Origin of the sequence: Vibrio aquaticus (genome assembly GCF_003970385.1) — a bacterium.
GTDB classification, from domain to species: domain Bacteria; phylum Pseudomonadota; class Gammaproteobacteria; order Enterobacterales; family Vibrionaceae; genus Vibrio; species Vibrio aquaticus.
On sequence record NZ_RXZH01000004.1, the window covers coordinates 137,444 to 162,773 of the forward strand.

Here is a 25,330-nt window from a genome sequence, read left to right on the forward strand (position 1 = left end):
CTTTTGTTCGCTATTTGGTGGTCCAATATTCTTATATTATTATCGGTACAGTTTTTAAGTTTTATTCCGCTGCGACGCCTGCAGCTAAAAATGGAATCAGTTGGTCAACCACGGATTTGGCATCCATCGATTTTCCGTAATCATTTTCGGCTATTTCTAATAGAGCCTGGCTTGATGCCATGGTGAATACGCACGTTCCAAGGGTGAAGTGCAAACGCCAAAACAGCTCTTCTTGAGTCAGCTTAGGGTTCGCTTTCATCACCGACTCAGTGAACAGAGACAGTACTTCTGAGTAACGAGTAGTGATAAACCAACGCAAATGACCTTGAACATCGGTGTAACCACGGCCGATCAGTAGCATGAATCGACTGGTGCCATTAGGTCTTACGTCGTTTAAGTTACGAAGCGGCGCTCGTAGTGATTCGAACACATCGGCCATTTCATAACGCTCATTCAAATTTAGGTTGATCAGTGCATCTTGCACCGCTGGCATGAATGCCTCTAGATAGCGGTTCAGCACTGCTCGCACCAATGTTTTCTTATCACCAAAGTGGTAATTCACAGACGCAAGGTTAACCCCAGCCTTACTGGTAATGGTGCGTAAGGAAGTATCTTTGAAGCCATGCTCAGCGAACAACGCTTCTGCAACATCAAGAATTTTCTCTTTGGTGGAGTTTCTCACTGGCATTTCAATCACTCGTATTAAACAACTGTTTGAAAATATACATTCGAAACACGAGAGCAACAAGTTGTTAACATCACACTTTTGGAGATTGGTCTGACCAGGTGAGGTAACTTGTTGAGTTGAAGAAAAATTTAATTTTTTTGAAATTAGTGGGAACTGAATGGAAAACGGTGAGTCTTACTAAGTGTAGTTAGCAGAGTATTCAGGGTTTGGACAACCCAAAAGTTTACAGGCCGTCAAACTTGTTTTCTTACTGAAGCTACTCATTTAACGCTGCTTTTTCTTATTAACTCCTATGTTTATTTGTATCCGCCCAGAGCCTGATTGCTCTGGGCTTTTTTTATTCTACTCTGTCGATTTTTTTGGTCTAAACACCCAAAACGAGCTAATTAAATAGTTACTGACCATGCCCGCTAGGATGCCTACAACCAAAGCCATCATCGGTGCGATGCCCTCGTCTCCAACCATGAACAAGATTGACTTGAAAACCATAAAATTGGGTATGGCAGAAACACAGGCGCCCAGCATGAACTTGAACCATTGAGCTGTGATTCCAACATCCTTATTGTTGAACGTGAACAGGCGGTTCCCAAGCCAAGTGACCGTTGCAGCGATGAAAAACGCAATGACTCTCGCGGAGAAGATATGCAGCTGAAAAAGATAGTGGCTCACAAAGAAAGTCGAGGCATCGGCAATAAAGCCGACACCTCCTACTATCGCAAATTTAATCAGTCGATGAGAGATCATGTGTTGTTACAGCGGTAGAGAGCACGCTTACTTTTCGCCGTGAACTCAACAATACAATTCAGTGAATGTTTTTTCACCAGATCATCAACGTCATGGGGTTTGCCGATCAGCTGGAGAGGTTCAACGCTATCCAATACCGATTCATCGGATAACTTCTTCGCTTTCCCTTGGCTATAAAACTGGCCCGAAAATGGTCGATGCCCGATGTAGAAGGTCTCAACGTTTGGGTCCGCCATCGAAAAAATCACCTTGTCACTTTTTTTATCGCCAGTGCCCAAATGAATGTAAGCCACCGCAATGATCAATAACGCTGGCAAAATACTCGCCACGACTTTAAGCCATTTCGCATCTTGTTTGGTGTCCGACATCAAGATCGAGATAAGCAGGCCAATAGCAGGCACACCTGGCAGTACGTAAGCGGGAAGAATATTGCCCGAAAACGTAAACAGAATAAGCGGCGCTACCATCCATAAGATTAGGAAACTGAACACACCGTTGTTAGCGATGATCGTTGAACCGAAGGCTTTGCGTTTCATCCAAAGTAAAATTGGTAACACGATTGACCAAGGCGCTGCGGAATAAAGCCAGAACAACCAAATTGTTCCACGAACTTCATCATGGGCGCTGCCATATAAGTCCCCTTCCCAACCGCTAACTAAGAAACGCTTGAAGTGCTCGCCGACAATAAAGTAATCAATAAAGCCCGGTGTCGCTTGCTCTGCCATCACGTACCAAGGTAGCGCGATTATCAACATCAATAGAAAGCCAGTCACAATAGGGAAGCGTTGCCAAAGAACTTTGAACGAACCGATAATTCCGTGCTGAATCACCAACCAAGGAAACACAGCGAGTCCCATCAACACAATCACTAACGGCCCTTTAGCCAGCAACCCAATGGCTAAGCCAATAAAGCCGATATAACCCCAACGCTTACTGCCCTCACCCTGCTCATAGCTAAGCCAGCATAAATAGAACCCGACCATGGCCATCGTCATGCCTAAGGTCAGAGCCATATCAGTCATCACCGCGCCTGCCGCGATTGAGAAGATACCACACGTTGCTAGCACTAAAGATGTCACCAACGCGCTGTAACCGAGCCGACGTGCAAATAGAGCCATTATTCCGATTACGGCAAGTCCTGCTAGCCAATGAGGCGCACGCACCGCAAACTCGTTCAATCCAAACAGTTCAATTCCCGCAGCACTCATCCAAGTGAACAGCGGTGGCTTACCCCAAAATGGCACACCATAATCAAATTGTGGTGTGATCCAGTTGCCCGTTTCAATCATCAAACGCGCCATTTCGCCATATCTTGCTTCGGTGGTATCCATTAGCGGGTAGGCACCCAAACTCAGTAGTCGAATCATTAGGGCTGCGCCCAGAATCACCCATAAATGGACTTTGTTTAAACTCACGCTCTTGTCTCCACAGCTTGCAGTTTTTGTTGAGGTTGTTTTTCATTAATTGATTGAATGAGATAAAGCGGTCTTTGCTTGGTTTCGATAAAAATGCGCCCGATATACTCACCCAAAACACCAATACTCAGTAGCTGGATTCCACCTAATGCCAATTGCACGACCATCATTGATGGGTAGCCTGTGACAGGGTCGCCAAACATCAAGGTCTTAGAGACAATGATGACACCATAGACAAAGGCGGCGAACGCAATCAGCCCACCAAGAACGGTCGCAATACGTAGTGGTCGGATAGAGAAAGAAGTGATGCCGTCTACCGCAAGTCCAATCAGTTTGAAATAGTTCCATTTGGTTTCACCGCAAAAACGAGCATCGCGCTGAAATTGAATCGTTGCTTGACGAAATCCCGGCCAAGCAAAAATGCCTTTCATATAACGGTTACGCTCTGGCAGGCGATTGATGTGATCCACCACTTCTCTCGCCAGCAGACGAAAGTCACCGACGTTCTCAGGGATATCTGATTTCACCATCGAATTAAGTAAGCGATAAAACGCCGCCGCTGACTGACGCTTAAACCAGGTTTCGCCTAGCCTTTCTGCTCTTTGCATATTGACCACATCGTACCCTTCTCGCCATTTGGCCAGCATGTCTGGGATGAGCTCTGGTGGATCTTGTAAATCGGCATCAATCAGGATCACCGCAAGGCCCGAACTTTGCTCTAGCCCAGCGCTCATCGCCGATTCTTTGCCAAAATTACGGCTTAAGGCCACACTTTGAATCGACGATTGACTAGACGTGAAGCGATTCACAAGCTGTAAACTATGGTCTGTGCTACCATCATCGACATAAATGATTTCACTGGTTTCAGGCAGCTGTTCAAGTACGGCTGTTAAGCGAGAATGAAGCTCAGGTAACACTTCTTGTTCGTTGTAATAAGGCACAATCACGCTCAGCGTCACTGCGGATTTTGTCTGTCTTGGAACTGAAGTGACAATACCCATGTAGCCCCCCTAACTATTTGAATTTGATCAATGCGATGGAGCCCTCCATCGCCTACTGACATCAAATTTATCAATAGTGTTGTGAAAACCTTGTGATTCACGTTTTTTTCACGCCCGTGTGAGATCATAACGAGAACAAATAAAGAGAGAAAATTATGAATAAAGTGCTGTTGGTTGAAGATAATCGCGAAGTCGCCGGTATTCTATTTGATTACTTTGAGTGTGAAGGAATGGAATTGGACTATGCCGATAACGGCGAACTCGGTCTTCAACTCGCGTTAGAAGGCACCTTTGATCTGATTCTTCTCGACCTAATGCTACCTAGAATGGATGGCCTAACGGTTTGTAATATGCTTCGCGAGGCCGGAGTGAATACACCTGTATTAATGTTGACTGCGCTCGATAACCGTGACGATATGCTCAAAGGGTTTAAACACGGTGCAGATGACTACCTGACTAAGCCGTTCGATCTCGAAATATTAGAAGCTCGCATTCAAGCATTAATCAAACGCTACCGTGGCCAAGTTGCCTCAACGGTAATGCAGTTTTCTCACTTAAGAATCGATCAAAAAACGCGTCAAGCTTACCGCGAAGATAAGCTACTTGCTCTCAACCCAACCACTTACACCATCTTAGAAATGCTGTGTCAGAAAGCACCAGAAATTGTCACTCGTCAGGAACTGTCAGAAAAACTGTGGCAAGAAAGTGAACCGAATAATGACGTCCTTCGCAGCCATATCTACCAACTAAGAAACCAACTCGATAAACCCTTCGCTAAACCGATGCTGACCACGATCCCTAAAATTGGCTTCCGCTTAGAGGCGATATGATGCTCGACCGTAGTTTCTCTAACACTAAAACGCTGACGGGTCATCTTGCGATATTTTTCACCGCGGTTTCGATCGTTGTCGGACTGGTCAGTTTTCTGATTTTCTACTTGGCTCTGCAATGGTCAGAAGATCGTGTCGGCGAAAGACGCATCCTCATTGATCGAGACGCGGCTGTGGCTCAGTTCCTTAATGGCGCAAACGGCATGATTCAAATCGATGAGCTCACCGCAGCCTATAACGACATGAGTTTAGTGCCTGATGATTATCAGCAATACTTAGAAGATAAACAGCAGTACCTCGGCGAAGTCGGTGAAGACTTTAACCCCTTGTCACACATGGTATTTAAAGGCCAATACACACAAGATGGTGAGGCTAAACCCATTGTCTTGCTGACATTGATTGATCGGGTCGAGTTTGGTGTCGATGAGCTGATTTACTCTGGCGTGATTGTGGTTCTGTTTGTTGCTGGGTTGATGTTTACCTTTGGTACCATATTGTATCGCCTTTCCATCCGACTGATTGAACCACTGAATGACATCACAACACAATTAGACCAAGAGTTCATTGATGTCGAAAAAGCCTTTTCGATTCACCCTCAATCGGCACAAGAATTTCAGCTCCTTACGGCACGACTTAACCAATACCGTAGCGAGCTTAATCTGACCTTAAAACGCGAGCAAGCTTTTGCCCGCTATGCCAGCCACGAGCTGCGTACCCCACTAACAGTCATCAAAGGGGCGAACACATTATTAACCCGTTCTGAGTTAACCTCATTTCAAGAACGCCAGATCCATCGAATCCAAGATGCAAGCCGAGAAATGGCCACCATGGTCGATGCACTACTCTCTATAGTGCGCTATGAGCGCAACATAGACGATGCGCCTCAGCGTGAGATCTTAGAGAAAGAGATCACCGCCATTATCGAGGCCAATTCCGCGCAAGCCATGAGTAAAAAGCTTGATATTCAGCTGTCCTGTAATGGCTCACCGAGCACTCGTGCAACAGAAGCCGTCATTAGCATGGTACTGGGTAACCTGCTACGTAATGCGATTGCTGCCACCGAACATGGGCAGATCAGTGTTTGCCTTGATAAGACCGAGCTTTCTATTACTGATGATGGTGCAGGCTTAAGTGACACCCCAAATGAAGATGGCCACGGTTTGGGGCTGCTGATTGTCGATGACTTATGCCAGCGATATGGTTGGGAATTCAAGCTCTCAAATCATCCACAACGAGGTTGTACGGCAAGCATTAAATTTGATCCATCTTGATACGAACGGACGGCAATCAGGTAAACTGATCGTCCGTTTTGCTCTTATCCTATTGCTCAATGAAACTAGCCGACACGCCCATTACCCAACACCAGTTTTATGATATTCCGTTTTTCTTGAAGAGGGATGACCAACTTCACAGTCATTTTAGTGGCAACAAAGCCCGTAAGTTTATGGCGGTGTTAGAGCAAGATTATCCGGAAGTGACAACCCTTATCAGCTACGGCAGTGCGCAAGCCAATACACTCTATTCACTGTCAGCCTTAGCGGCGATTAAAGGTTGGCAACTGGAGTTCTATGTCGACCGCATTCCTGCTTGGTTGATCGACAAACCCCTAGGTAATTTCCGCGGCGCGTTAGAGCTGGGTGCAAGAGTGATTCCTGTTGCTGACACCGGGTTACATCCTCGCGACTATATCGAACAACAGCGTCAGCCCGATTCAAACTGTTTGGTATTGCCAGAAGGAGGTAGAAGCTCTCTATCAAAACAAGGCATCAGCCAACTGGCCAGTGAGATCCTTTCTTGGAGCCGGTTCGAGCCTGAACATAATTTTGTTGTCGCACTTCCTGCAGGCACTGGCACCACCGCGCTTTACCTACACAAATATCTTAAACCTCATGGCATCGAAGTGCTCACTTGCCCATGTGTTGGTGGCAGTGAGTATCTGATTGAGCAATTTAAGGAACTTGGCGAGTCTGATTTCCCGACGGTTTTAGAACTCGAGACAAAACACCATTTCGGTAAGCTCTACCCGCAAGACTATCAAATCTGGCATCAATTACTTCAGCAAACGGATATTGAGTTTGACCTACTGTATGACCCGATGATGTGGCAGTGTCTACAATCATGGTATAAACAAAATTCCGACAAATCGATTATCTACGTTCACCAAGGCGGGATTCTGGGCAATGAAAGCATGTTACCGCGCTATGAACGAAAATATGGCGTGATTTAGGAGCAACACGATGATACGACTACTACTCTTGACCCTATCTCTTTTTAGCGTGCCTTGTTTAGCAAACATCATCACCACTCCAGCAAAGCCAGTGATTGGGATAAATGCTTCAGAGAGCGCCAAAAGAGTCTGCTATTACCAAGACCAAGCCTATTCTGACGGTGCGATTCTTCAAGTGGGTGAGCACTATATGGTGTGTAAAGAAGCCAATGATTTTGAAACCAATGGTGCCCTAAAATGGGTACAGCTCGGCTCAGAAGCAGTTCCTGCTCAAGAAGAAATAGAACAAACACCAAAAGCTGGAAAGCGCTACTCTGTTAACTGATCTATACGAGGCCTATTTTGATAACACCTATCGCAGTACGCCTTGTTAAAGGTGACGACCTAAAACTCGCAATTCAACACCTTGTGGACGAGCACAACATTCAAGCAGGCACTATTGCTTCGTGCGTTGGCTGCTTTACTCAATTCAATATTCGTTTAGCAGGGGCGACCCAAACCTTAGAGCTGAATGAGCCACTTGAGATTGTGTCTATTATGGGGACGCTCACTCCAGATCACCAACATATTCATCTTTCCGTTGCCAAGCGAAATGGTGAGGTAATTGGTGGGCACTTGCTAGAAGGATGCCTAATTGATACCACGGCAGAACTGATAATCCATAGTTACCACAATATGAGTTTTGCTCGCGAGTTCGATGAGAACACCGGCTTCACCGAGTTGGTTGTCACCAATAAATAGCCCGAGACTTATCAACAAAAAAGCTCCGCCAAATTAGCGGAGCAAAGAGCATAATAGTCAGGGGGACTATTTACCTTAAGGGTGCTGTATTATCTGTCAGCGCTAGCGGCTTCTGTAAATTAAGGCGCGCGCGTTTAATATGGCATCACGAGTTGGAACTTCTACTGTCTTCATTCCTTTGAATCGTTCGGGTTCTTTGATTGCCACGTCATGCGCCAAAATCACCATTTTCGCGTTCTTAATGTCCTTTTCTGTAATGCGATTGTTGATGCCGTTAGCCCCTTGGGTCTCGACCTTGATTTTGATACCCATGGTATACGCTGCTTTCTCTAACGACTTAGCCGCTAAGAAGGTATGTGCCACGCCAGACGGACAAGATGTCACGGCTAATATCTCCGCTTCTCCCCCACCATCCATAGCGTGATAAGCTCGGGCCAGCGCGGCCTCCTCTTCCTCATCAAGAACGTTTTTCTTAAGCAGAATAACAATCAATGCCGTAGTTAATGCCCCCGCTAGTGTACCGACGATATAACCGAGTTTGCCATCGACGACAGGAAGCACTATCCAGCCGCCCCATGGCGCATGGTTAATCACATGGAACGTAAAGCCAATCACGTTGCCGACAATACCGCCAAGCACAATCGCAGGTAATACCCGCGCCGGATCGGCCGCTGCAAATGGGATCGCCCCTTCACTGATACCAATCATGCCCATAATGCCAGCCGCTTTACCTGCTTCACGCTCATCACGTTTGAATTTCTTCGGTGATAAGAAAGTCGCCAATGCTAATCCGAGTGGCGGCGTACAAATCGCGATCCCAACCCCGCCCATTAGCCATGGCTGGGTATTAACTTGGGTTTGAGCAAATAAGGTCGCGACTTTATTTACTGGGCCGCCCATATCAAACGCTGTCATTGCGCCTAATACCGTACCAAGCATCACTTTGCTCGCACCCGCCATACCAGTGAGCCAATCATTGAGCCCTGCCATAGCGGCTGATATTGGCGATCCAATTAACCACATCACCAAACCGCAAGTGGCAAAGGTACCGACCAGTGGATAGATAAAAATGGAACCGAGTGAGGTCATGCTGTCTGGCAGGCGAATCTTCTTCAGCATGCGTACTACAAAGCCCGCAAAAAAGCCGACCACGATCGCACCTAAAAATCCGGTATGGTATTGGTCAACTGCGACCCAAGAACCAATCATGCCCGGCGCGAGTCCCGGCTTATCGGCAATCGAATAAGCGATATAGCCACCAAGCACTGCGGTAAATAGGGTTAAACCTGCAATACCCATTTTAGCAATATCAGCCAATACGCCGCTTTCTGGGACTGCGCCATGACCAGAAATCATCACAGAAAGGGACAACAACACCCCACCAGCAACGATAAAAGGGATCATATGCGAGGTGCCAAACAATAAGTGTTCTTTGATGTGGGCTAAACGAACCTTCCACGGACTTAATGGTTCTGGCAAAGGCAACGGCTCCTCATCCCAAAACTCATGACTTGGCTGTTGGATATCGGTCAAAAGTTCTCGCGCTTGCTCAACACTTTGCGCCGCTTTTAACTGACTAATGAATTCTTCTTCGATGAGTTTGGTTGAAAGCTGTGCCAGCACTTCGATATGGTGATGATCGCCACCATCGGGTGACGCGAGCATGAAGAACACATCCGACAGTTCACCATCTTCAGCGCCGTAATCAATACCGGTTCGGCTAATGCCCACCGCGACCGCAGGCTCTGTGACCGCATCACTTTTCGCATGTGGAATAGCGACACCATCTTCAAAGCCGGTGTTACCGATCTCTTCACGTTTCCATAAATCGGATAAAAACTGCTCTTTATCGGCTAATTTTCCTGCCGCATCGAGCAACTCAACTAACTCTTTGAGCGCGTCAGCTTTGGTGGTGGCCTGAAGATCCAAACAAATCGTCTCGGGCTCAATTAGATTAGTAATGTCCATTGTACTTACCTTGCAATGTTCACGCTCGAACATAGATTAACCACCGCCCATAGTGTTAGATATAGGACGAAAACACCATTAACTGGATTATTGTAACACTCACACCAAACTGTGATATGCGTCTGTCGAATCATGGTGCCAAATCAAAACCAGCGTTTTATGCTGTGCTAATATCCGAAAAAATAACAAGCCGAGAAACACCGTGAAAATAGTCGCTGTCACCGCCTGCCCAACAGGCATTGCACATACCTATATGGCAGCCGATGCTCTTATCAAAGCCGCGCCCAAATATAAGGTCCAAATCAAAGTCGAAACGCAAGGTGCAATGGGCATCGAAAACCTGCTCTCACCGCAAGATATTGCACAAGCAGACAGAGTGCTGATTGTGTCTGACATTGATATTGACCAAGCTGCGCGCTTTGAAGGCTGTAACGCGATTCGTGTTTCTATTGAAGACGTTTTAGTCAATGTTGATAAAGTGTTCCTACTGCACTGCCGTTAACGACTCTCTGCCGTAAGCCGTTAACTATGAACGAATATCAAATCACCTTTTTAGTCGAAAGCAGCGAATCAAATGCTCATATCGCCCAGCCACTGCGTCGCTTAGCCAAGAAGTTCAAAAGTACGATTAAGATCATTAACATCACTCGCAATCGTAGCGCTGACTTAACTAAGGCGGTGGCAATGCTGCAAGTGGGTTTGGTTCAAGGTGATCTGTGCCAAATCACGGCAGTTGGTATGGATGCAGAGCTGGCCTGTTTTGTCCTCAAAGATGTGATTGCCGACCATTACACCCTGATTGGCTCGCAGATTAATTATGAGTTTTCCAGCCAGCTTTCTGAACGCCTGCCTCAGCTGTGTCCGGCAAGTGATACCAAGTGGCACTATGCTAAGGCCCACACCGAGTTGACCAAATTTGAGTACTTAAAAGGGTTAGCACAACTGATTCATCCCGGCCATCCTGACGAACTGCTGCTCGCGTTTATTAAACGTGAAGAGCGCTCTTCCACATGCGTCACTCCGGGTATCGCCCTGCCTCATGTGATGTTTGATAATATCGACCATATTGCCATTGCGGTGATTGCCAGTGACACTCCAATTGATTGGGCCTCACAAATGGGTGATGTACATCTTGCTATAGCACTGGTGATGCCTGCCAAACCGACTCGCGAGCAGATCATCGCTGCCACTAACCTCACCCGAAATCTACTTTGCGAACAGCTGCCTGAAAGACTTAAACTCACTCGAAGCAGCGTTGATCTACAAGCGCTGCTGATGTACTCCATGTCTCAGTTATTGTCTTAACCTTCGAATTTTTTATCTAATTTTTCCTATCTAATCTTTAAGCCGATCCACGATATTCGGTTGGCGTTCTTCCGGTGCGACTTTTAAACACTCGACAGAAGTAGTTGACGTCTTTAAAGCCACAACGCATCGACACTTCATTGAGCTTAAAGTTGTATTTTTTGAGCATGAACTTAGCGCGATCAATACGTACCCAGGTAATGTAATCGGCCAGCGTCATATGCCCTTGCTGGCGAAATAGTCGAGAAAGATGATTAGAAGAGATACTAAAGCGAGTCGCGATGCTGTCACGGGTGATCTGGCGATGGAAGTTCTCTTGAATGTAGATACAAATACCCTGATAAAGATCCTGAACACGACTTTGCGACTTCTCGACTGGTGCATCAAGCATGGTTTTGCTGTATTGCAGTAACGCTTGCAGCAATAGCTCATCCATTGGCTTCTTATTGCTTTCTCTCGCCAATGCGCTCAGCGCCTCTAAAATATTATCGATGGCAAAGCCAGAACGGGTTTGAATACTGTGCTTTTGAATATCGTAAAAGCTCGCTTCCCCTTTGCGTTTACTGACCAAGCTTAGCCCTAGCTGCCTACGCCCAAACAACATACTCAGCACCGAGCAGTCGGTATCCCAGTCTGGTTTATTCCAGCAGTTAGGCGGGACAAAGATCGCATCGCCCGCTTTGGCAACAATACTGGTCACTTTGCGTTCATGGGTTTCCATTTCATTGACGTATTCCCCATCCAGCACAAGTTCTAAACGCGGAAAGTTAACCTGATAGCTAAACGCCGGAGGGGTATGAAAGTCCCCGGCAAACCAGATGTTATGAAAAGGCTCTCGTTCATTCAGTACCGACGAGATTAGGTCATGAAATACCATGTTGAATCATCTCTAACTACAAGCTAAATCCGCACATTGCAGTGCTAATGGTCTAGATATACTCCTTAGTGAAACATAGCGCTATTGAGCAAAATCACAATTCGAGATCTAGGTTACAAAAATCCAGCCATAGCAATAAAACTCCAGTTAGAAATTCACATAAACACCGCATAAAACCAACATGAAAAACCGACGTAACCCATATAGATAAAGGGATGAAAAGCGACTCTACTTTGTCAACACCAAGCCAATAAGCGCCCTACAACCGATCAAAATCACACTCTAAAACTGACGCAACAATCCTCCAGTAAATGCATTTTTTCTTCACTACAGAGCCTTGCTGATAGATTTCAGAATATCCCTAACAAAACAAGAAACGCATTAGGGGTCCACTATGATCACCAAATTGATCAACGAAAATTTAATTAAGCTTGAGCTGCAAGCCACCTCCAAACAAGAGGTATTTGAAGAGCTGATTGAGGTTCTGCACCAACAAGGTCGAATTTCTAATAAGGCAGATTTTTTAGCAGATATCCAAAAGCGCGAAGCAGAAGGAAACACTGGCTTTGAAGATGGCATTGCCATCCCACACGCAAAAAGTACCGCGGTAATTGAACCTGCAGTCGTGATTGGTATTCACAAAGCAGGCATCGAATACGGTGCCGATGACGGCCAGCCATCAAAACTGTTTTTTATGATCGCCTCTCCTGATGGCGGTGATAACCACCACATCGAAGTGCTCGCAGAACTCTCTTCTAAACTGATTGAAGATGGCTTTGTGGAAAGCTTTATCAACGCGACTTCTCCAGCTCAAGCGCTTGAGTTGCTACTACAAAAACCTCAAGCAGAAGAGACGCAACCTTTAGAAAACACTAAAGGCTTCATCGTCGGTGTGACTGGTTGCCCTGCTGGCGTTGCCCACACCTACCTTGCAGCTGAAGCACTTGAGAAAGGCGCACACGCCATGGGTTACGACGTTAAGGTCGAAACCAACGGATCTATCGGTGTGAAGAACAGCCCAACAGAAGAAGAGATTGCTCGCGCTGATGCGATTGTTGTCGCCTGTGATAAACAAGTTGATATGGCACGCTTTGCCGGTAAACGAATGATTAAAACCAACGTAAAAGCGCCGATTCGCGATGCAGAAGGTTTGATTACACAAGCGCTGAATGCTCCGGCCTACCAAGCAGAAACCACCAGCGCACCACAATCAGTCACAGAGAAAGCCTCTCAAGCACGTTCTGATCTTTACCGTTACTTAATGAATGGCGTATCACACATGATTCCATTCGTAGTGACGGGTGGTCTACTTATCGCCCTTGCTCTAGCGGTTGGTGGTGAACCAACTGAAGCGGGCATGGCGATTCCTTATGGCAGTCTTTGGAACCAAATCTTAGAAGTGGGTGTGGTTGCCTTTACCCTGATGATCCCAATTCTTGCCGGTTACATTGCCTATGCGATTGCTGACCGCCCTGCTCTGACTCCAGGTCTAATCGGTGGCTGGATTGCCAACAACGGCTCTTTTTATGGCGCTGACGCAGGTACAGGCTTTATCGGCGCCATCATCGCTGGTCTGTTAGTGGGTTACTTCGTTAAGTGGATCACTTCAATCAACTACCACAAGTTTATTCAACCACTTGTGCCAATCATGATCGCGCCAATCACTGGTTCTCTGTTTATCGCTGGTCTGTTCATCTTTGTCATCGGCGCGCCTATCGCAAGCCTAATGGACGGCCTAACCGCAATGCTAACCAGCATGAGCACAGGTAACGTGGTTCTACTTGGTATCGTACTTGGTGGCATGGCTGGCTTTGATATGGGCGGTCCATTTAACAAGGTCGCGTTCCTATTCTCTGTCGGCATGATTGCTAGCGGCCAAACTCAATTTATGGGTGCAATGGCATGTGCAATCCCTGTTGCTCCACTGGGTATGGCTTTGGCTACGGTACTTGGTCGCAAGTTTGACCTGTTCGAGTCTTCTGAAATTGAAGCAGGTAAAGCCGCAGGCGCAATGGGCCTAGTTGGTATCTCTGAAGGTGCGATTCCATTTGCTGCGCAAGACCCTATGTCAGTGATCCCTGCCAACGTACTGGGCTCTATGGTTGCAGCGGTTATGGCGTTCTCATTCGGCATTACCAATAGCGTTGCTCACGGTGGTCCAGTTGTTGCTCTACTTGGCGCAATGAACTACCCACTGCTAGCCCTTGTTTGTATGGCGGCAGGTGCAGGTGTAACCGCACTGACTTGCATCACCTTAAAGAACCTTCGTAAAGCGAAATACACAGCCGCTGCGGCTTAATCCTTCTCTACTGATATTGGCTTGGGCAACGCGTCCAAGCCACTTTTCTCTTTATGGTGATGTCGATGTCTGAACTAACTATCAATACTGAATCGCTGCTTGAGCGCGTTTTTTACCCGATGACCAACGTGATTCAAAACTACGCATGGGGCAGCCCATCTTCGTTTACTCAATTGTTTGGTACTGCGAACAGCGCAGGTGAACCACAAGCCGAGATCTGGATGGGCGCTCACCCAAATGGTTGCTCAATGGTCGATACAGGCGCTGAGCAAACTAAACTCTCCAACCTAATCAGCCAAAATCTTAGCCTGTTCTTAAGTGACAAGATTGCTAGCCGCTTTGGTGAGCTGCCGTACCTGTTTAAAGTACTCGCCGCTGAAAAAGCACTCTCTATCCAAGTACACCCAAACAAACAACAAGCCGAACTTGGTTTTGAACACGAAGAGCAGCAAGGTATTCCGCTCTCTGCGAGTAACCGCAACTACAAGGATGCCAACCATAAGCCAGAGCTGGTCTACGCGTTAACCGAGTATACGGCGATGAATGGCTTTAGGCCGATTAGCGAGATCCTTGCTCATTTCAACTACCTAGATATTCCTGAACTTAACTCGCTTGTGAACGACTTATCGGGCGATCAAACCCCCAATGGCCTAGCGAGCTTTTTCGCTGGATTACTATCACTGCAAGGTGAACAGAAAGAAATGGCGATGATGATGCTGATCATGAAAGCCAAGCTGTCACCGACGCCACTGTTTAACCTGATTACTGAGCTAGAAGAGCAATACCCGGGCGATGTGGGCTTGTTTGCTCCATTGATCCTTAACGTGATCGCCTTAAAACCCGGCCAAGCGATGTACTTAGATGCCGAAACGCCTCACGCGTATATCAAAGGCACAGGGCTTGAGATCATGGCAAACTCTGACAACGTACTTCGCGCCGGACTCACGCCAAAATATATGGATGTGAAAGAGCTGGTCTCTTGCACTCGTTTTAATGAAAAGCGTATTGATAGCTTGCTGTTAGAGCCGACTAAGGATAATGGCATGTTGGAATACCCTATTCCGGTCGAAGATTTTAAATTCGCCATTATTGAACACTCCGAGCAGCGAGAGATTGACACGCAAGGCGCAGAAATACTGCTGCCACTCGATGAAGCGATGACCCTCACCCACATTTGTGGCGAGCAGTGCATCATCGAAAAAGGCCAATCGGTGTTTATTCCAGCTTTCGCTCAGCAGTACACCATTGACTGCACCGGTCGAGTCGCTCGCGCATACAGTTAACAACGTGCTCCTGCCTTCCCCCAAGGTCAGCACTAACACAATGCCCTGCTTATGCAGGGCTTTTTTATTTCTATCTAAGCTGTTGATTTAAATTTATTTTGTGAGCATCCGCACAAGTTAAAAATGACGTTTATCACACTTAAAATTAGCGGATACAAAAGTCTAGTAGTTGGATTTTTTTTACTATTTCCGAGTTTAGCGGCAAGGATTAAATTGACTCCATTGCATAAGCACTGATGAGTCAAAAATAGATGATTACTGAACTAACAAACGTCAATTTAATTACTGGCAACCTTCAAGCAAATAATAAAAAAGAAGTGTTTGAAGAGCTTGCTCAAATGCTGCTAGACAACCAGTGCATTAATAATAAATCCGCATTCTTAGATGATATTGAAACGCGTGAATCCTTAAGCATTACCTCTATGGATGGCATTGCTTACCCACATGCGAAAAGCCAAGCCGTAACCAACCCTGCTATCGCCGTTGGCGTTAAGCGTGAAGGCATCGAATACGGCGATGAAGACGGTATCAAACCCACTCTATTTTTTATGATCGCCTCACCAGATAACGGCGCCGATCACCATATTTATGTCCTTCAAGAACTGTTCGGAAAATTCAGCGAAGAGTTTATTGAAGAGATCCAAAACGCGAAAGACGAACAACAAATCCTTAATATTTTAATCAATTCATAAGGCGTAGTAATTATGAGTACCCTAACAGCTCAAGCTACTAACAATAGCGATTTTAAAAAACTACTCAGCACCATGAAAGGACACCTTTTATTCGGTACTTCTCATATGCTTCCATTTATTGTTGCGGGTGGTGTACTTCTGGCATTGGCGGTAATGGCATCAGGTAAAGGTGCGGTTCCGGCTGACGGCTTACTGGCGGATATTTCCAATATCGGTATTAAAGGCCTAGTGCTATTCCCTATCATCCTTGGCGGCTTCATTGGCTACTCTATCGCTGATAAACCAGCGCTTGCACCAGCGATGATCTCTTCTGGCATCATGGCGGATATGGGCGGCGGCTTCTTAGGCTGTATCGTGGCTGGCTTCATTGCCGGTGGCGTGGTATTCCAACTTAAGAAGATCCCACTTTCAGCTAACATGACGGCACTGGGCGCTTACTTCATCTACCCGCTTATCGGTACGCTGGTTTCTGCTGGTATCGTTCTTTGGGGTATCGGTGAGCCAATCAAACTGTTCATGGCGTCTATGAACGAGTTCCTAGCTTCAATGGCTGGCGCATCTAAAGTAGTACTAGGTGCGATTCTTGGTGGTATGACGGCGTTCGATATGGGCGGCCCTATCAACAAAGTAGCAACCCTATTTGCTCAAACTCAAGTAGACACTCAACCATGGTTAATGGGCGGTGTGGGCATCGCTATCTGTACGCCTCCTCTAGGTATGGCGCTAGCGACCTTCCTATTCAAGAAGAAGTTCACTAAGCAAGAACAAGAAGCAGGTAAAGCAGCCGCTATCATGGGTTCTATCGGTATCTCTGAAGGTGCGATTCCTTTTGCAGCGAACGACCCAATGCGCGTGCTTCCTTCAATCGTAGCAGGTGGTATCGTGGGCTGTGTGTTCGGCTTCCTGACTGACGTACTACTACATGCACCATGGGGCGGCCTAATCACAGCGCCTGTATCAAGCAACATCCCAATGTACGTGGTGGGTATTGCGCTAGGCTCGCTAACGACTGCACTTATCGTAGGCTTCTGGAAACCAGTCGCTGAAGAGTCAGAAGAAGAAATCGAACCAGCAGCACCTGTACAAGCTCAAGCGGCTCCAGCAGCAGGCGAAGGCGAGTACGACGTTGTTGCAGTTACATGTTGCCCATCAGGCGTAGCGCACACATTCATGGCAGCGAAAGCGCTAGAGAAAGCAGGCGCAGCAGCAGGCATTAAGATTAAGGTAGAAACGCAAGGTCAAAACGGCATTCAGAACCGCATTACCGACCTAGATGTAGCTAACGCTAAACTGGTTATCTTGGCTCACGACATTCAAGTGAAAGATGCACAGCGCTTTACTAACGCGAACGTGGTTGAGTGTTCAACCAAAGAAGCAATGAAGAAAGCGGCTGAGCTCATCAACAGTTAGTCTCAATAAATTTAGTCGAAACCTCCCCCTAAACAAAAACGCCATCGCTCAAGGTGGCGTTATTTATTCTTTCACTGCAACCCTTAAATTTACCGACTATTTGAGATAAATAGACCAAGGTTTTGCGCAGCTCTTCAGCCACTTTACAATCTCTTGAATTCAACCTCTAGCGCCCATCTCTACTATAATCCGTAGAACTAACAGGCGAGACAGGGGAAGTGTATGAAGAGAAAAGCTGCTGTATTTCATGCTGTTTCATTCGTACTTTTTACCCACAGTGTCTATTCGCAAGATTGTGAAATGCTTAAAGTTGGAGGAGCCGATAAGTGGTTACCTATTACGTATATGCATCCTGAGACGAATCAACCTACTGGGATTGCCAATGATTTTATTACCTTCATCGGTAGCGAGCTCGGTATCCCAGTTAAAATCGATTTAAAAACACCCTGGAAGCGCACTCTCGCAAAGACTAGAGTAGGTAAGACAGATCTTGTTAACGCGTTATATTGGACAGAAGAGCGCGCCTCCTATTATCAGTACTCAGCAGCCTATTTTACCAATGAGTCGCGCTTGTTTGTGCTCAAAGGAGATGAGTTCAAGTTTGAGTCCTTTGAGGATTTGAAGCACCTCACCGGAATGGCTTCTCTCGGTGCAAGCTTTGGTGATGAGTTCGATTCTTTTGCCAATCAAAACCAATTGGATATCTTTAGAGGAAAAAGTAAAGAACACAGTATAAAAATGTTGCTGGCGAAGCGAGTCGATTACTTTATTCAGGACTATTTAGACGCCTCAATGTATCTTAAGCAACATAACCTCCAACATAAGATTGTTGCGCTGCCCTATCCTGTTTCTACCACGGATGTCTACTTCGGTATTTCTCGTTTATCCCCTTGCGCTGGCCTTGTCCCTCAAATTAATCAGCTGATCGATCACGCTAAGAAAGACGGCACACTGCAGCACATTGTAGATAGCTATATCAAGTAAAGTTTTATAGTTAGCTTTACATTCAGCGATTACCATCAAGTAATAGTTCACACTTGTTGCTAGGGAAAAATGACCAACTCTGCTAGTATCCGCCCCCTATTACTTTTAGGGCCAACGACCATCGTTTATCGATCTCGAAAGCCACCCAACCACCAGCTAGATAAGTAGAAACTAGGAGCTTATTATGATGACTGATGAAGAAAGAATTGAACTGCAGCAAAACAACCCGTTGCACGGTCTGAAGCTAGAAACCATGCTGCAAGAGTTGGTCGATTTCTATGGTTGGGACATTCTTGATACCGCAATGCGCTTTAACTGCTTCAATACCAAGCCTACGATTGCGAGTAGCGTGAAATACCTTAAGAAAACGGAATGGGCGCGTGAAAAGCTAGAGAATTTTTATCTTTACCGCTTTAAGCGTATGCCTCGCGCATCAGCTGAAGAGTATGATCTGCCTCCTCGCGCTCGTACCTTCCCGCATGGTCTGAAACCAAAAGAACCGATGACTCTGACTGTTGACTCTATCTTGAAGTCTCAAGCAAAAGCGGCTTCAGCGCACAAAGCAAAATCATCACGTGGTCGAAACTTCCGCCGCTAGTTAAATGCGCAAATCCGAATTGCTCACGAGCCAGGCAGTAATGTCTGGCTTTTTTGTTTGATGTAACACATCCGTTAACTGCATTTTTGCTCTTAGTCTATGATTTAACTAAGACTAAACGGCACCGCCATCCCCAATAAACAAAGAGGCATTCGAAAATGCCTCGGAACTAAAGCCACTTGAACTTAGTGAACGGGAAAAGTGTTGTAGTAGTCGAAATTACTGACAACTGACGAGTATGGCGTACCACCTCCAACTTTGTAGAAGCACATCATGTTATTTGGATGATACATAAGAAGACCTGTATCACTGCCATATGCTTTTGCAATTCCAACACAGTAATCTGTAGCCTGTTGAAGTGTTTGTGTGCTGAGAGCAATCATACCATCGAAGCCGAACTCATCAGACCCATTTGGCTCTGCATTAGGTGCTCTCACTTTTTTGATTACTGCCCCTGCAGATTTAAGGCTATCTAAAGTCGTTTCTGAATTATATGGAGCGTAACACTGAGTGTCTGATTGAACCCAAGCGTAGTGTGAATAGCCAGCGCCTTCAACTTGCGAGTAGCATTCGAACTCATTGTTAGCGGCACCAGTCGATGACCATTCAGAAGGCGATGTATCCCATAGGGCGCTGCCACCAAAGCTTGTCCACTCTCCGGAGGTCTGAACAAGCTGCTTTTGATTTTCAGTAGTGAATAGGTGCGACTCAGCCGAATTAGTTAACCCATCACAAATCTCATAACCATCCCATATCCCTTTAGCCGCAGTACAAACCGACTGGGCATCATAGGAGCCTGGAATTGGGCCAAATTGTGCATACGTCGTCAAACCGTCTGGAGTGACAGAGTAAGCCCAATGATTCCCTGTATCTTCAACGAAAGACGTAGAATGTTCTTGTGCAATAAAATCACTAACATCACTACCAGCGGTAAAAGTACAGCGATTGTCGCTCGCATTCCAATACCCAGAATGACCACCAACAACTCCGGTAAGACATGAGGTTTCTGCGTCATAGGTTGGCACTGGCTTAATAGGCTCAATGACTATGGGCTCGCCAAAGAGAGGACCACCAAAGTTTGGGTCACCAATACCGATTCCCCTATCTTTCGTTCCACCATATCTCACTTCAATGTGAGTATCTGCATCATGAAGAATCCCCTGATCAATCACATCTCCATCCACCGTTAACAGAGTAACCGTTGAATCATGAGACACATAGGTAAACCCGTAATCATAATCTACCATCGCATTTTTGGAGACATGATTCAGATCCTGACCATTTACAGAGATAAGATTGACAGCATTTGAGTTTTCAACCGATACGTATTGCCAGTTACCATTCACTGCGGTCATCGATATGTCAGTGTCAGTTGCTGAAATATGTGTTGCTTTTTCAACGGTGTAGCAGTCACGCGTCGTGCTAGAAGTGTCTGACGGATGAGTGAGAGAAATATCAGCTGAACCACGAATAGTTAACTCGTAGTTTTCAAGAGGAAGAGTGACGAACTCTGAAAAATTATACTCTGCATCAGATACTTCAAGTAAGTAACCGTCAGTCGCAACTTTGTGTTGGAAACCAATTGAATCAGTTTGTGGCATACACGTATCACCAGAAAGTGACTTGATTACCAAACCATCACTGACTTGTTCTAACCCAATTGAAATTTTTACAGTACGCACATCTGGTGTGGTATTAGAATCATCCGCGTTACAACCAGATAAAATCACTAGAGCAATTAGCGATACGACAGGCTTTTCCATTTGCTCTTCCTCTCTTAACATCATTTAACTCAACGCTAACAGAATGACGTACCGTTTTCAAGCGTAGGTAACATTGTTTTTTCTGCCCAAAGAGCAGAGACGTTAACCAAACGAAATGCCTCTCAACGACTTGGAGATTCATTGGGATTACAGGGTTCTCTTGAAGAAGAAATGACGAAGAACAAGCAGCACGTCATGATTGTAGATCTTGAAGATGCTCATAAGATTTTACATAACGTATGGTTTGAAGTTGGAAAAGATACTGCGGTTATTGCAGCCAGTATTAAGACCGATAAAGCGTGGTCCAACCAAGATTACGCCGACAGGAGTTACTTTAGTGGATGTGAAATCGTCTAATTGGACAGAAGCAGAGAGTGTAGTGGTCAACTAAAATTGGCCACATCCACAACGATGGATCTGTGACATTAGAACCCTTTAAACAATTCCCCACGATGGTAACCGAGGTAAGGCTTATTCTCTCGTCTGATGTTAAATGACATCCCTTCTCTAAGGCCCAGAACATCTGGCGTTTCTAGGTACTTTGAGATCATCACCTTACCGCCATCATCAAAGGATATAAACCCGAGATCGAACGCTTTATCCAAGTTCGCCACGAGCAGCAATCCGTTAAACTTATCAAGCCTCTCTTCGTTGTTTGAACTGCGCCAAGGCTTAATATGAGAAGCAACCAGAAGCTGCGTATTACGATAGCCTGTTACCGCGCAACCACCCCACATATCCACCAGCCTCGAGCGAAATTGCCCCTGCCCCATTCGAGTGTTAACCAAGATCGTTTTTTCAGTTTCCGTCAGTTTTTTATCACTCATAACATTACGAACATCGGCATTAATATCAATCTGGGACAAATCGATCAAAAATTGGTGGTAATGATCTAACGCTTCGCTATACATCCCTTTACCGCGTGAGTCCCGAATCTTAAACTCATTCAACTGCCTGACTCGCTCTTCATAACGAATAAACTGCTTATAAGATTTAACCTCGGTGAGTGGCTGTTCGAGTTCACCAATATCTGCAAGCCAATTGGAGATAGCGCCTTGGATATCCGCTACATATTTATTTGCAGTACTCTCTGACTTACCAATATCGAGCAGCCACTGGTGAAACAAAGATGGGAGATCAGCGAGATTAGCTACAAGCGCATCTTTCAACTCATTTGAAACAATAGGGCTATTCAGATAGTCAAACAGCTCCTGGTCTAAATAGACACATTCAATCGCTTTGGATGAATACCTTTTGGTGTTTGTCTCATCAAAACCAGCGTGATAACTCAGGTGCCAAAAGCCTTCACTTTTTAGGTAGTAGAACGGATTCTCTGGAGTGTTACGATCATTGCCTTGTGCGAAACTTTCAAAGTGATGGGTGAAGCGCTGTTTCAAAGGTTGGTTGAACTCAATCCTATTAGTAGAGATATGGCCAGCTTGGATCAAATCCATTACCGTCAGCAACATGCATACCTTGTGAGGGCTTTTCTTACCACCAGCACTGTTCATATTCAGGTTCTGGAACTTTTCAACATAGAACTCAAGAGACACGGCTTACTTCCTCTTTGTCTGCACTGATGATGCTTTTTCTAATACCACTGTTTGCCAACTCAAACCTGTCCGAGATAGTCCATCTTCAGTATCTTCAACGTGACAGACTACTAAACCTAATCGCTGCGCAAGTTGTTCTAATTCTGCAAGAGAGACACCAAAGCTCGTACGACCATCGCCGAACGCACCATGACGTAAAGTAATGACAATTCTGCCCCTGTCAGCTAACCGCTCTACTAAGGAGCATAAAGACTGAGAGCGTTTAGCCACAGGAATATGCATCCACACTGCTGAAACAAGAATAAGGTCAAAGCTATAGGATAAGGCGTCTAGGCTACTAAGGTCTGGGAGCTGGGCATCGACCCAATGCACTTGAGCTGATGTACGCTGTTGGCCTAACTGACGAAATCCTTTCGAAGGCTCGATAGCGACAACCTTGCAGCCATGTGAATCGAACCATTGAGCATCTCTGCCAGAACCAGCTCCGACATCCAGCACTCGGCTACCAGACAGAGGCCAATATGAACGCCAACTGCTATGTACAGATTCAAAATCAACAGAGTCATACTGCTCAGCCAACTGAACAGCATTTTCGTCGTAAAAAGAGAGGTTTACATCCATGGCTATACCCAAAAGTTTCCCTAAAGGCATAATAACTATCTTGAGTGTATATGGCGATAAAGTATTAGGAAAGAATGAGTTATTGCGAGTTAACATCGTTCATATATGACCATTATTTTTACGATGCGTCACAAACTGAGCATGTTCCAGAGCAGTTGCTTGTCCAAAGAATGATAAGAGCGTGATAGCATAAAAAGAAAATCACAGGCTAGGAATAATGATAATTAAGGACAAAGATGTTTCGGTATCGACCTATTATAAAAAGCAGCTCGGTGATCAGGTTGAAAGTGATGTGGCTTTTTATTTAAAGCGTCAATTTTTAGAGCAGGACGATATTTTCGTTTTCAATAATCTAAGAATCGAACATAACCAAGAGTTCGCCCAAATAGACCATTTGATTGTCTATAAAAAAGGATTCGTTCTTGTAGAGTCAAAATCCATAAAAGGCACGGTGAAAATCAATGACCAATTGGAATGGCAAAGAACGGTTCGTGGACGTTGGGTTGGAATGCCATCCCCAATCACTCAAGCTGAAATACAGGCAAAACTTCTAAAAAAATTGCTAAATGAAAATGCAGAGTCAATGTTAGCAAAGGTACTTGTAGTAGTACTTCAAGGTTATTTTGGCGGGCGCTGCTGGGACATATTATGTGCAGCTTCAAACGATGCAATCATAGACCGCTCACATATTCCGTCAAAACTCTCACCGAAAATCGTTAAAGCGGAAGCAATTGGCAGTCGTGTAAAAGAAATCATTTCCAGCAACAGCAATATTTTAAAACCTAACCCTTCTTTCAGCTCATCCGAACTCAACAATATTAAGCATTTTCTACTAGCCGCTCACACACCAAATTTGCCACCTCAAAAAGAATCTACCGAAGACTTAAAAGCTAACGCTAGCGATGCGAAAACAACAAAAAATGAAGACGCTAAATGTATAGATTCAAATAATCGCTCATCATGGTTTCAATGTAAAAAATGTGAAAGCAGCAACACCGAGCCAAAGTATGGAAAATTCGGCTACTACGTAACCTGCTCTGAATGCAAAACAAATACTTCGATGGTTCAAGCATGTTTGAACTGCGGTAACAAAAAAACTCGAGTCTCTAAACGAAAGCAATTTTACACCGTAAGCTGTAACTGCGGCGTACAAACCACTTTTACGCATACGAACGGTGTTCAACAGTAACCTACGAAAAAGCCCCAGCATTTCTGCTGGGGCTTTAGAATGTGGCGGGAGTGAGGAAGTCGACCAAGCACAATATCTTATTGATTAATAAAGACTTATATCAAGTCGACTTTCGGAGACATACACTCTGTCATACATGCCAAATTTGTGACGAATTTCACATTAAATGCCCATTTAGCCAAGCACGTAGCAATAATATAATTAGGTGCGATAAAGAGTAACCATCAAACTAAATTGGATTAAATTTGCCCCAACCCTTGAAATACTGTTTATAAAAACACATGTACATCTAAACAGCAAAAGGGAGAGCCACATGAATACATCGCTGATTGACATTCGCCGCCACAGAGCAACCCAAGCGGCTAAATCAATGCTTAACTACCCTCTGAAGTACTTCATAACATCAAGCGTCTTGAATCCATTGTCGAAGGTGACGAACGTGCCTTGAAAGTTATCAACATACTAAAACAGCAACAAACACAATTTTCTAGTTACTTGAACTTTTCACAAGCATCGACGAGCGAACACAAGCTCATCAACAACGTAATAGAAAATCAATCAGAACAATACGTTAACATAAAATCCGAACTATGCCCTGATGCTCCGTCCGAGCTTTTCGAACTAGGAGTTACCAATATAGTTTCGAGGATGAACTTGAACTTGGCTGAGTCGTTAAATGGAATTGACGTCAGAAGTGACTTATCAGATAACAACGTATTTATTGCAGAGCTTCTCAATTCAGCATGGAATTCTTGAGAGTGAAATCCCTTATATTGTACCTATACTCGTTCATAACTGCGGTAGTATGGATATGATTAAGCTTCATTCAAACATTTGGCTATATGATATACCAACGTTTTTACGTGCACTGACTGGCAGAACTGCCATATTAGACGTGTATGATGGAGGAAACTATCGTGCTGAAGGTTCGAGTAAATTGGACGCTTCTGGACTGAAATTAGACGAACCATTAGAAATTGTTCATGCCTATCTACAAGATGAACGTTTCCAGAAACTTAGACACTTTGACGCTGGTCGACATGTATCTCGCACAGCCAGAATAGAGGGTACAACATTCTCTTCTATTGGATTAGCCCTTTAATCTAGTCAGCACCTAAATGGGCTCATCAAGAGCCCATTTT

Annotated in this window: 24 protein-coding genes and 1 pseudogene; 16 read left to right on the top strand and 9 right to left on the bottom strand. The window is 45.3% G+C overall.

From position 1 onward, the window contains the following. Nucleotides 1-61: 61 nt before the first annotated feature. The 4 genes from psrA to EJ063_RS11345 form a co-directional block, all read right to left on the bottom strand. Nucleotides 62-688 (bottom strand): TetR family transcriptional repressor PsrA, encoded by a 627-nt coding sequence (psrA, locus tag EJ063_RS11330; RefSeq protein ID WP_126574394.1) that lies wholly within the window; start codon nucleotides 686-688, stop codon nucleotides 62-64. A gap of 342 nt (nucleotides 689-1,030) precedes the next feature. Continuing rightward, nucleotides 1,031-1,432: a GtrA family protein gene (locus EJ063_RS11335; RefSeq protein ID WP_244225182.1), complete on the bottom strand. Its 402-nt coding sequence runs from the start codon at nucleotides 1,430-1,432 to the stop codon at nucleotides 1,031-1,033. Further along, on the bottom strand, nucleotides 1,429-2,847 hold the full coding sequence (locus tag EJ063_RS11340; protein WP_126574395.1) for an ArnT family glycosyltransferase: 1,419 nt from the start codon (nucleotides 2,845-2,847) through the stop codon (nucleotides 1,429-1,431). Before EJ063_RS11340 ends, EJ063_RS11335 begins: the two co-directional genes overlap by 4 nt. Beyond that, a complete protein-coding gene (locus EJ063_RS11345; RefSeq protein WP_126574396.1) occupies nucleotides 2,844-3,848 on the bottom strand; it encodes a glycosyltransferase family 2 protein in 1,005 nt (334 codons plus the stop codon). Before EJ063_RS11345 ends, EJ063_RS11340 begins: the two co-directional genes overlap by 4 nt. A 155-nt stretch (nucleotides 3,849-4,003) precedes the next feature. Between EJ063_RS11345 and EJ063_RS11350 the strand changes: the two genes are divergently transcribed. The 5 genes from EJ063_RS11350 to EJ063_RS11370 are packed head-to-tail and all read left to right on the top strand — an operon-like array spanning nucleotide 4,004 to nucleotide 7,646. Next, complete coding sequence (locus tag EJ063_RS11350) at nucleotides 4,004-4,678, top strand: response regulator transcription factor (RefSeq protein WP_126574397.1); 675 nt, start codon at nucleotides 4,004-4,006, stop codon at nucleotides 4,676-4,678. Next, the gene (locus EJ063_RS11355) at nucleotides 4,678-5,949 is read left to right on the top strand and encodes a sensor histidine kinase (protein ID WP_126574541.1); all 1,272 of its coding nucleotides are present in this window, start codon (nucleotides 4,678-4,680) and stop codon (nucleotides 5,947-5,949) included. Before EJ063_RS11350 ends, EJ063_RS11355 begins: the two co-directional genes overlap by 1 nt. Nucleotides 5,950-6,008: 59 nt before the next feature. Continuing rightward, nucleotides 6,009-6,905, top strand: coding sequence for a 1-aminocyclopropane-1-carboxylate deaminase/D-cysteine desulfhydrase (locus tag EJ063_RS11360; protein WP_126574398.1), 897 nt, complete (start codon nucleotides 6,009-6,011; stop codon nucleotides 6,903-6,905). Nucleotides 6,906-6,915: 10 nt separating this feature from the next. Continuing rightward, nucleotides 6,916-7,230 (top strand): DUF1496 domain-containing protein, encoded by a 315-nt coding sequence (locus EJ063_RS11365; RefSeq protein WP_126574399.1) that lies wholly within the window; start codon nucleotides 6,916-6,918, stop codon nucleotides 7,228-7,230. A 17-nt stretch (nucleotides 7,231-7,247) separates the two neighbouring features. Then, nucleotides 7,248-7,646: a PPC domain-containing DNA-binding protein gene (locus tag EJ063_RS11370; RefSeq protein WP_126574400.1), complete on the top strand. Its 399-nt coding sequence runs from the start codon at nucleotides 7,248-7,250 to the stop codon at nucleotides 7,644-7,646. A gap of 102 nt (nucleotides 7,647-7,748) precedes the next feature. On the opposite strand, the gene EJ063_RS11375 is transcribed toward EJ063_RS11370, so the two are convergent. Continuing rightward, the gene (locus EJ063_RS11375; protein WP_126574401.1) at nucleotides 7,749-9,614 is read right to left on the bottom strand and encodes a fructose-specific PTS transporter subunit EIIC; all 1,866 of its coding nucleotides are present in this window, start codon (nucleotides 9,612-9,614) and stop codon (nucleotides 7,749-7,751) included. A gap of 202 nt (nucleotides 9,615-9,816) precedes the next feature. On the opposite strand from EJ063_RS11375, the gene EJ063_RS11380 reads away from it, so the two are divergent. Together EJ063_RS11380 and EJ063_RS11385 are read left to right on the top strand one after the other, a co-directional pair. Further along, nucleotides 9,817-10,116, top strand: a complete 300-nt coding sequence (locus tag EJ063_RS11380) for a PTS fructose transporter subunit IIB (RefSeq protein WP_126574402.1) — start codon at nucleotides 9,817-9,819, stop codon at nucleotides 10,114-10,116. A gap of 26 nt (nucleotides 10,117-10,142) precedes the next feature. Beyond that, a complete protein-coding gene (locus EJ063_RS11385; protein ID WP_126574403.1) occupies nucleotides 10,143-10,919 on the top strand; it encodes a PTS sugar transporter subunit IIA in 777 nt (258 codons plus the stop codon). A gap of 37 nt (nucleotides 10,920-10,956) precedes the next feature. Here the strand turns inward: EJ063_RS11385 and EJ063_RS11390 are convergent, their stop codons facing one another. Next, a complete protein-coding gene (locus tag EJ063_RS11390; RefSeq protein ID WP_126574404.1) occupies nucleotides 10,957-11,796 on the bottom strand; it encodes a helix-turn-helix transcriptional regulator in 840 nt (279 codons plus the stop codon). Nucleotides 11,797-12,190: 394 nt separating this feature from the next. On the opposite strand from EJ063_RS11390, the gene EJ063_RS11395 reads away from it, so the two are divergent. The 6 genes from EJ063_RS11395 to EJ063_RS11420 all read left to right on the top strand — a co-directional run bounded on the left by EJ063_RS11395 (nucleotide 12,191) and on the right by EJ063_RS11420 (nucleotide 19,062). Beyond that, the gene (locus tag EJ063_RS11395; protein ID WP_126574405.1) at nucleotides 12,191-14,095 is read left to right on the top strand and encodes a PTS fructose transporter subunit IIABC; all 1,905 of its coding nucleotides are present in this window, start codon (nucleotides 12,191-12,193) and stop codon (nucleotides 14,093-14,095) included. A gap of 65 nt (nucleotides 14,096-14,160) precedes the next feature. Beyond that, complete coding sequence (gene manA / locus EJ063_RS11400) at nucleotides 14,161-15,378, top strand: mannose-6-phosphate isomerase, class I (RefSeq protein ID WP_126574406.1); 1,218 nt, start codon at nucleotides 14,161-14,163, stop codon at nucleotides 15,376-15,378. Between the two features lie 251 nt (nucleotides 15,379-15,629). Further along, nucleotides 15,630-16,070: a PTS sugar transporter subunit IIA gene (locus EJ063_RS11405; RefSeq protein ID WP_126574407.1), complete on the top strand. Its 441-nt coding sequence runs from the start codon at nucleotides 15,630-15,632 to the stop codon at nucleotides 16,068-16,070. 12 nt (nucleotides 16,071-16,082) lie between these two features. Further along, entirely contained in the window at nucleotides 16,083-17,480 is a 1,398-nt protein-coding gene (locus EJ063_RS11410; RefSeq protein WP_126574408.1) for a PTS fructose transporter subunit IIBC, read from the top strand. A 222-nt stretch (nucleotides 17,481-17,702) separates the two neighbouring features. Continuing rightward, nucleotides 17,703-18,464 carry a substrate-binding periplasmic protein gene (locus EJ063_RS11415; RefSeq protein WP_126574409.1) on the top strand — a complete coding sequence of 254 codons (762 nt, stop codon included), beginning with the start codon at nucleotides 17,703-17,705 and terminating at the stop codon, nucleotides 18,462-18,464. 184 nt (nucleotides 18,465-18,648) lie between these two features. After that, a complete protein-coding gene (locus EJ063_RS11420) occupies nucleotides 18,649-19,062 on the top strand; it encodes a VF530 family protein (RefSeq protein WP_167469900.1) in 414 nt (137 codons plus the stop codon). A 185-nt stretch (nucleotides 19,063-19,247) separates the two neighbouring features. On the opposite strand, the gene EJ063_RS11425 is transcribed toward EJ063_RS11420, so the two are convergent. After that, nucleotides 19,248-20,825, bottom strand: coding sequence for a hypothetical protein (locus EJ063_RS11425; RefSeq protein WP_126574410.1), 1,578 nt, complete (start codon nucleotides 20,823-20,825; stop codon nucleotides 19,248-19,250). A gap of 72 nt (nucleotides 20,826-20,897) precedes the next feature. On the opposite strand from EJ063_RS11425, the pseudogene EJ063_RS11430 reads away from it, so the two are divergent. Next, nucleotides 20,898-21,134 (top strand): annotated as a pseudogene (locus tag EJ063_RS11430) (hypothetical protein); the annotation flags it as partial. Nucleotides 21,135-21,250: 116 nt separating this feature from the next. Here the strand turns inward: EJ063_RS11430 and EJ063_RS11435 are convergent. Both EJ063_RS11435 and EJ063_RS11440 read right to left on the bottom strand, forming a co-directional pair. After that, nucleotides 21,251-22,378, bottom strand: coding sequence for an HNH endonuclease (locus tag EJ063_RS11435; protein ID WP_126574412.1), 1,128 nt, complete (start codon nucleotides 22,376-22,378; stop codon nucleotides 21,251-21,253). A gap of 3 nt (nucleotides 22,379-22,381) precedes the next feature. Then, a complete protein-coding gene (locus EJ063_RS11440; protein WP_126574413.1) occupies nucleotides 22,382-22,999 on the bottom strand; it encodes a class I SAM-dependent methyltransferase in 618 nt (205 codons plus the stop codon). 217 nt (nucleotides 23,000-23,216) lie between these two features. Between EJ063_RS11440 and EJ063_RS11445 the strand changes: the two genes are divergently transcribed. Both EJ063_RS11445 and EJ063_RS11450 read left to right on the top strand, forming a co-directional pair. Continuing rightward, nucleotides 23,217-24,188, top strand: coding sequence for an NERD domain-containing protein (locus EJ063_RS11445; protein WP_126574414.1), 972 nt, complete (start codon nucleotides 23,217-23,219; stop codon nucleotides 24,186-24,188). 676 nt (nucleotides 24,189-24,864) lie between these two features. Continuing rightward, entirely contained in the window at nucleotides 24,865-25,290 is a 426-nt protein-coding gene (locus tag EJ063_RS11450; protein WP_126574415.1) for a hypothetical protein, read from the top strand. The last annotated feature ends 40 nt before the right edge of the window (nucleotides 25,291-25,330 follow it).

Bases quoted from the DNA above. Each gene is read 5' to 3' on its own strand.
- psrA (WP_126574394.1), bottom strand. From the start codon at position 688: ATGCCAGTGAGAAACTCCACCAAAGAGAAAATTCTTGATGTTGCAGAA.
- EJ063_RS11335 (WP_244225182.1), bottom strand. From the start codon at position 1,432: ATGATCTCTCATCGACTGATTAAATTTGCGATAGTAGGAGGTGTCGGC.
- EJ063_RS11420 (WP_167469900.1), top strand. From the start codon at position 18,649: ATGATGACTGATGAAGAAAGAATTGAACTGCAGCAAAACAACCCGTTG.
- EJ063_RS11385 (WP_126574403.1), top strand. From the start codon at position 10,143: ATGAACGAATATCAAATCACCTTTTTAGTCGAAAGCAGCGAATCAAAT.
- EJ063_RS11350 (WP_126574397.1), top strand. From the start codon at position 4,004: ATGAATAAAGTGCTGTTGGTTGAAGATAATCGCGAAGTCGCCGGTATT.
- EJ063_RS11450 (WP_126574415.1), top strand. From the start codon at position 24,865: ATGGAATTGACGTCAGAAGTGACTTATCAGATAACAACGTATTTATTG.
- EJ063_RS11355 (WP_126574541.1), top strand. From the start codon at position 4,678: ATGCTCGACCGTAGTTTCTCTAACACTAAAACGCTGACGGGTCATCTT.
- EJ063_RS11405 (WP_126574407.1), top strand. From the start codon at position 15,630: ATGATTACTGAACTAACAAACGTCAATTTAATTACTGGCAACCTTCAA.
- EJ063_RS11360 (WP_126574398.1), top strand. From the start codon at position 6,009: ATGAAACTAGCCGACACGCCCATTACCCAACACCAGTTTTATGATATT.
- EJ063_RS11445 (WP_126574414.1), top strand. From the start codon at position 23,217: ATGATAATTAAGGACAAAGATGTTTCGGTATCGACCTATTATAAAAAG.
- EJ063_RS11415 (WP_126574409.1), top strand. From the start codon at position 17,703: ATGAAGAGAAAAGCTGCTGTATTTCATGCTGTTTCATTCGTACTTTTT.
- EJ063_RS11425 (WP_126574410.1), bottom strand. From the start codon at position 20,825: ATGGAAAAGCCTGTCGTATCGCTAATTGCTCTAGTGATTTTATCTGGT.
- EJ063_RS11375 (WP_126574401.1), bottom strand. From the start codon at position 9,614: ATGGACATTACTAATCTAATTGAGCCCGAGACGATTTGTTTGGATCTT.
- manA (WP_126574406.1), top strand. From the start codon at position 14,161: ATGTCTGAACTAACTATCAATACTGAATCGCTGCTTGAGCGCGTTTTT.
- EJ063_RS11410 (WP_126574408.1), top strand. From the start codon at position 16,083: ATGAGTACCCTAACAGCTCAAGCTACTAACAATAGCGATTTTAAAAAA.
- EJ063_RS11390 (WP_126574404.1), bottom strand. From the start codon at position 11,796: ATGGTATTTCATGACCTAATCTCGTCGGTACTGAATGAACGAGAGCCT.
- EJ063_RS11440 (WP_126574413.1), bottom strand. From the start codon at position 22,999: ATGGATGTAAACCTCTCTTTTTACGACGAAAATGCTGTTCAGTTGGCT.
- EJ063_RS11395 (WP_126574405.1), top strand. From the start codon at position 12,191: ATGATCACCAAATTGATCAACGAAAATTTAATTAAGCTTGAGCTGCAA.
- EJ063_RS11345 (WP_126574396.1), bottom strand. From the start codon at position 3,848: ATGGGTATTGTCACTTCAGTTCCAAGACAGACAAAATCCGCAGTGACG.
- EJ063_RS11365 (WP_126574399.1), top strand. From the start codon at position 6,916: ATGATACGACTACTACTCTTGACCCTATCTCTTTTTAGCGTGCCTTGT.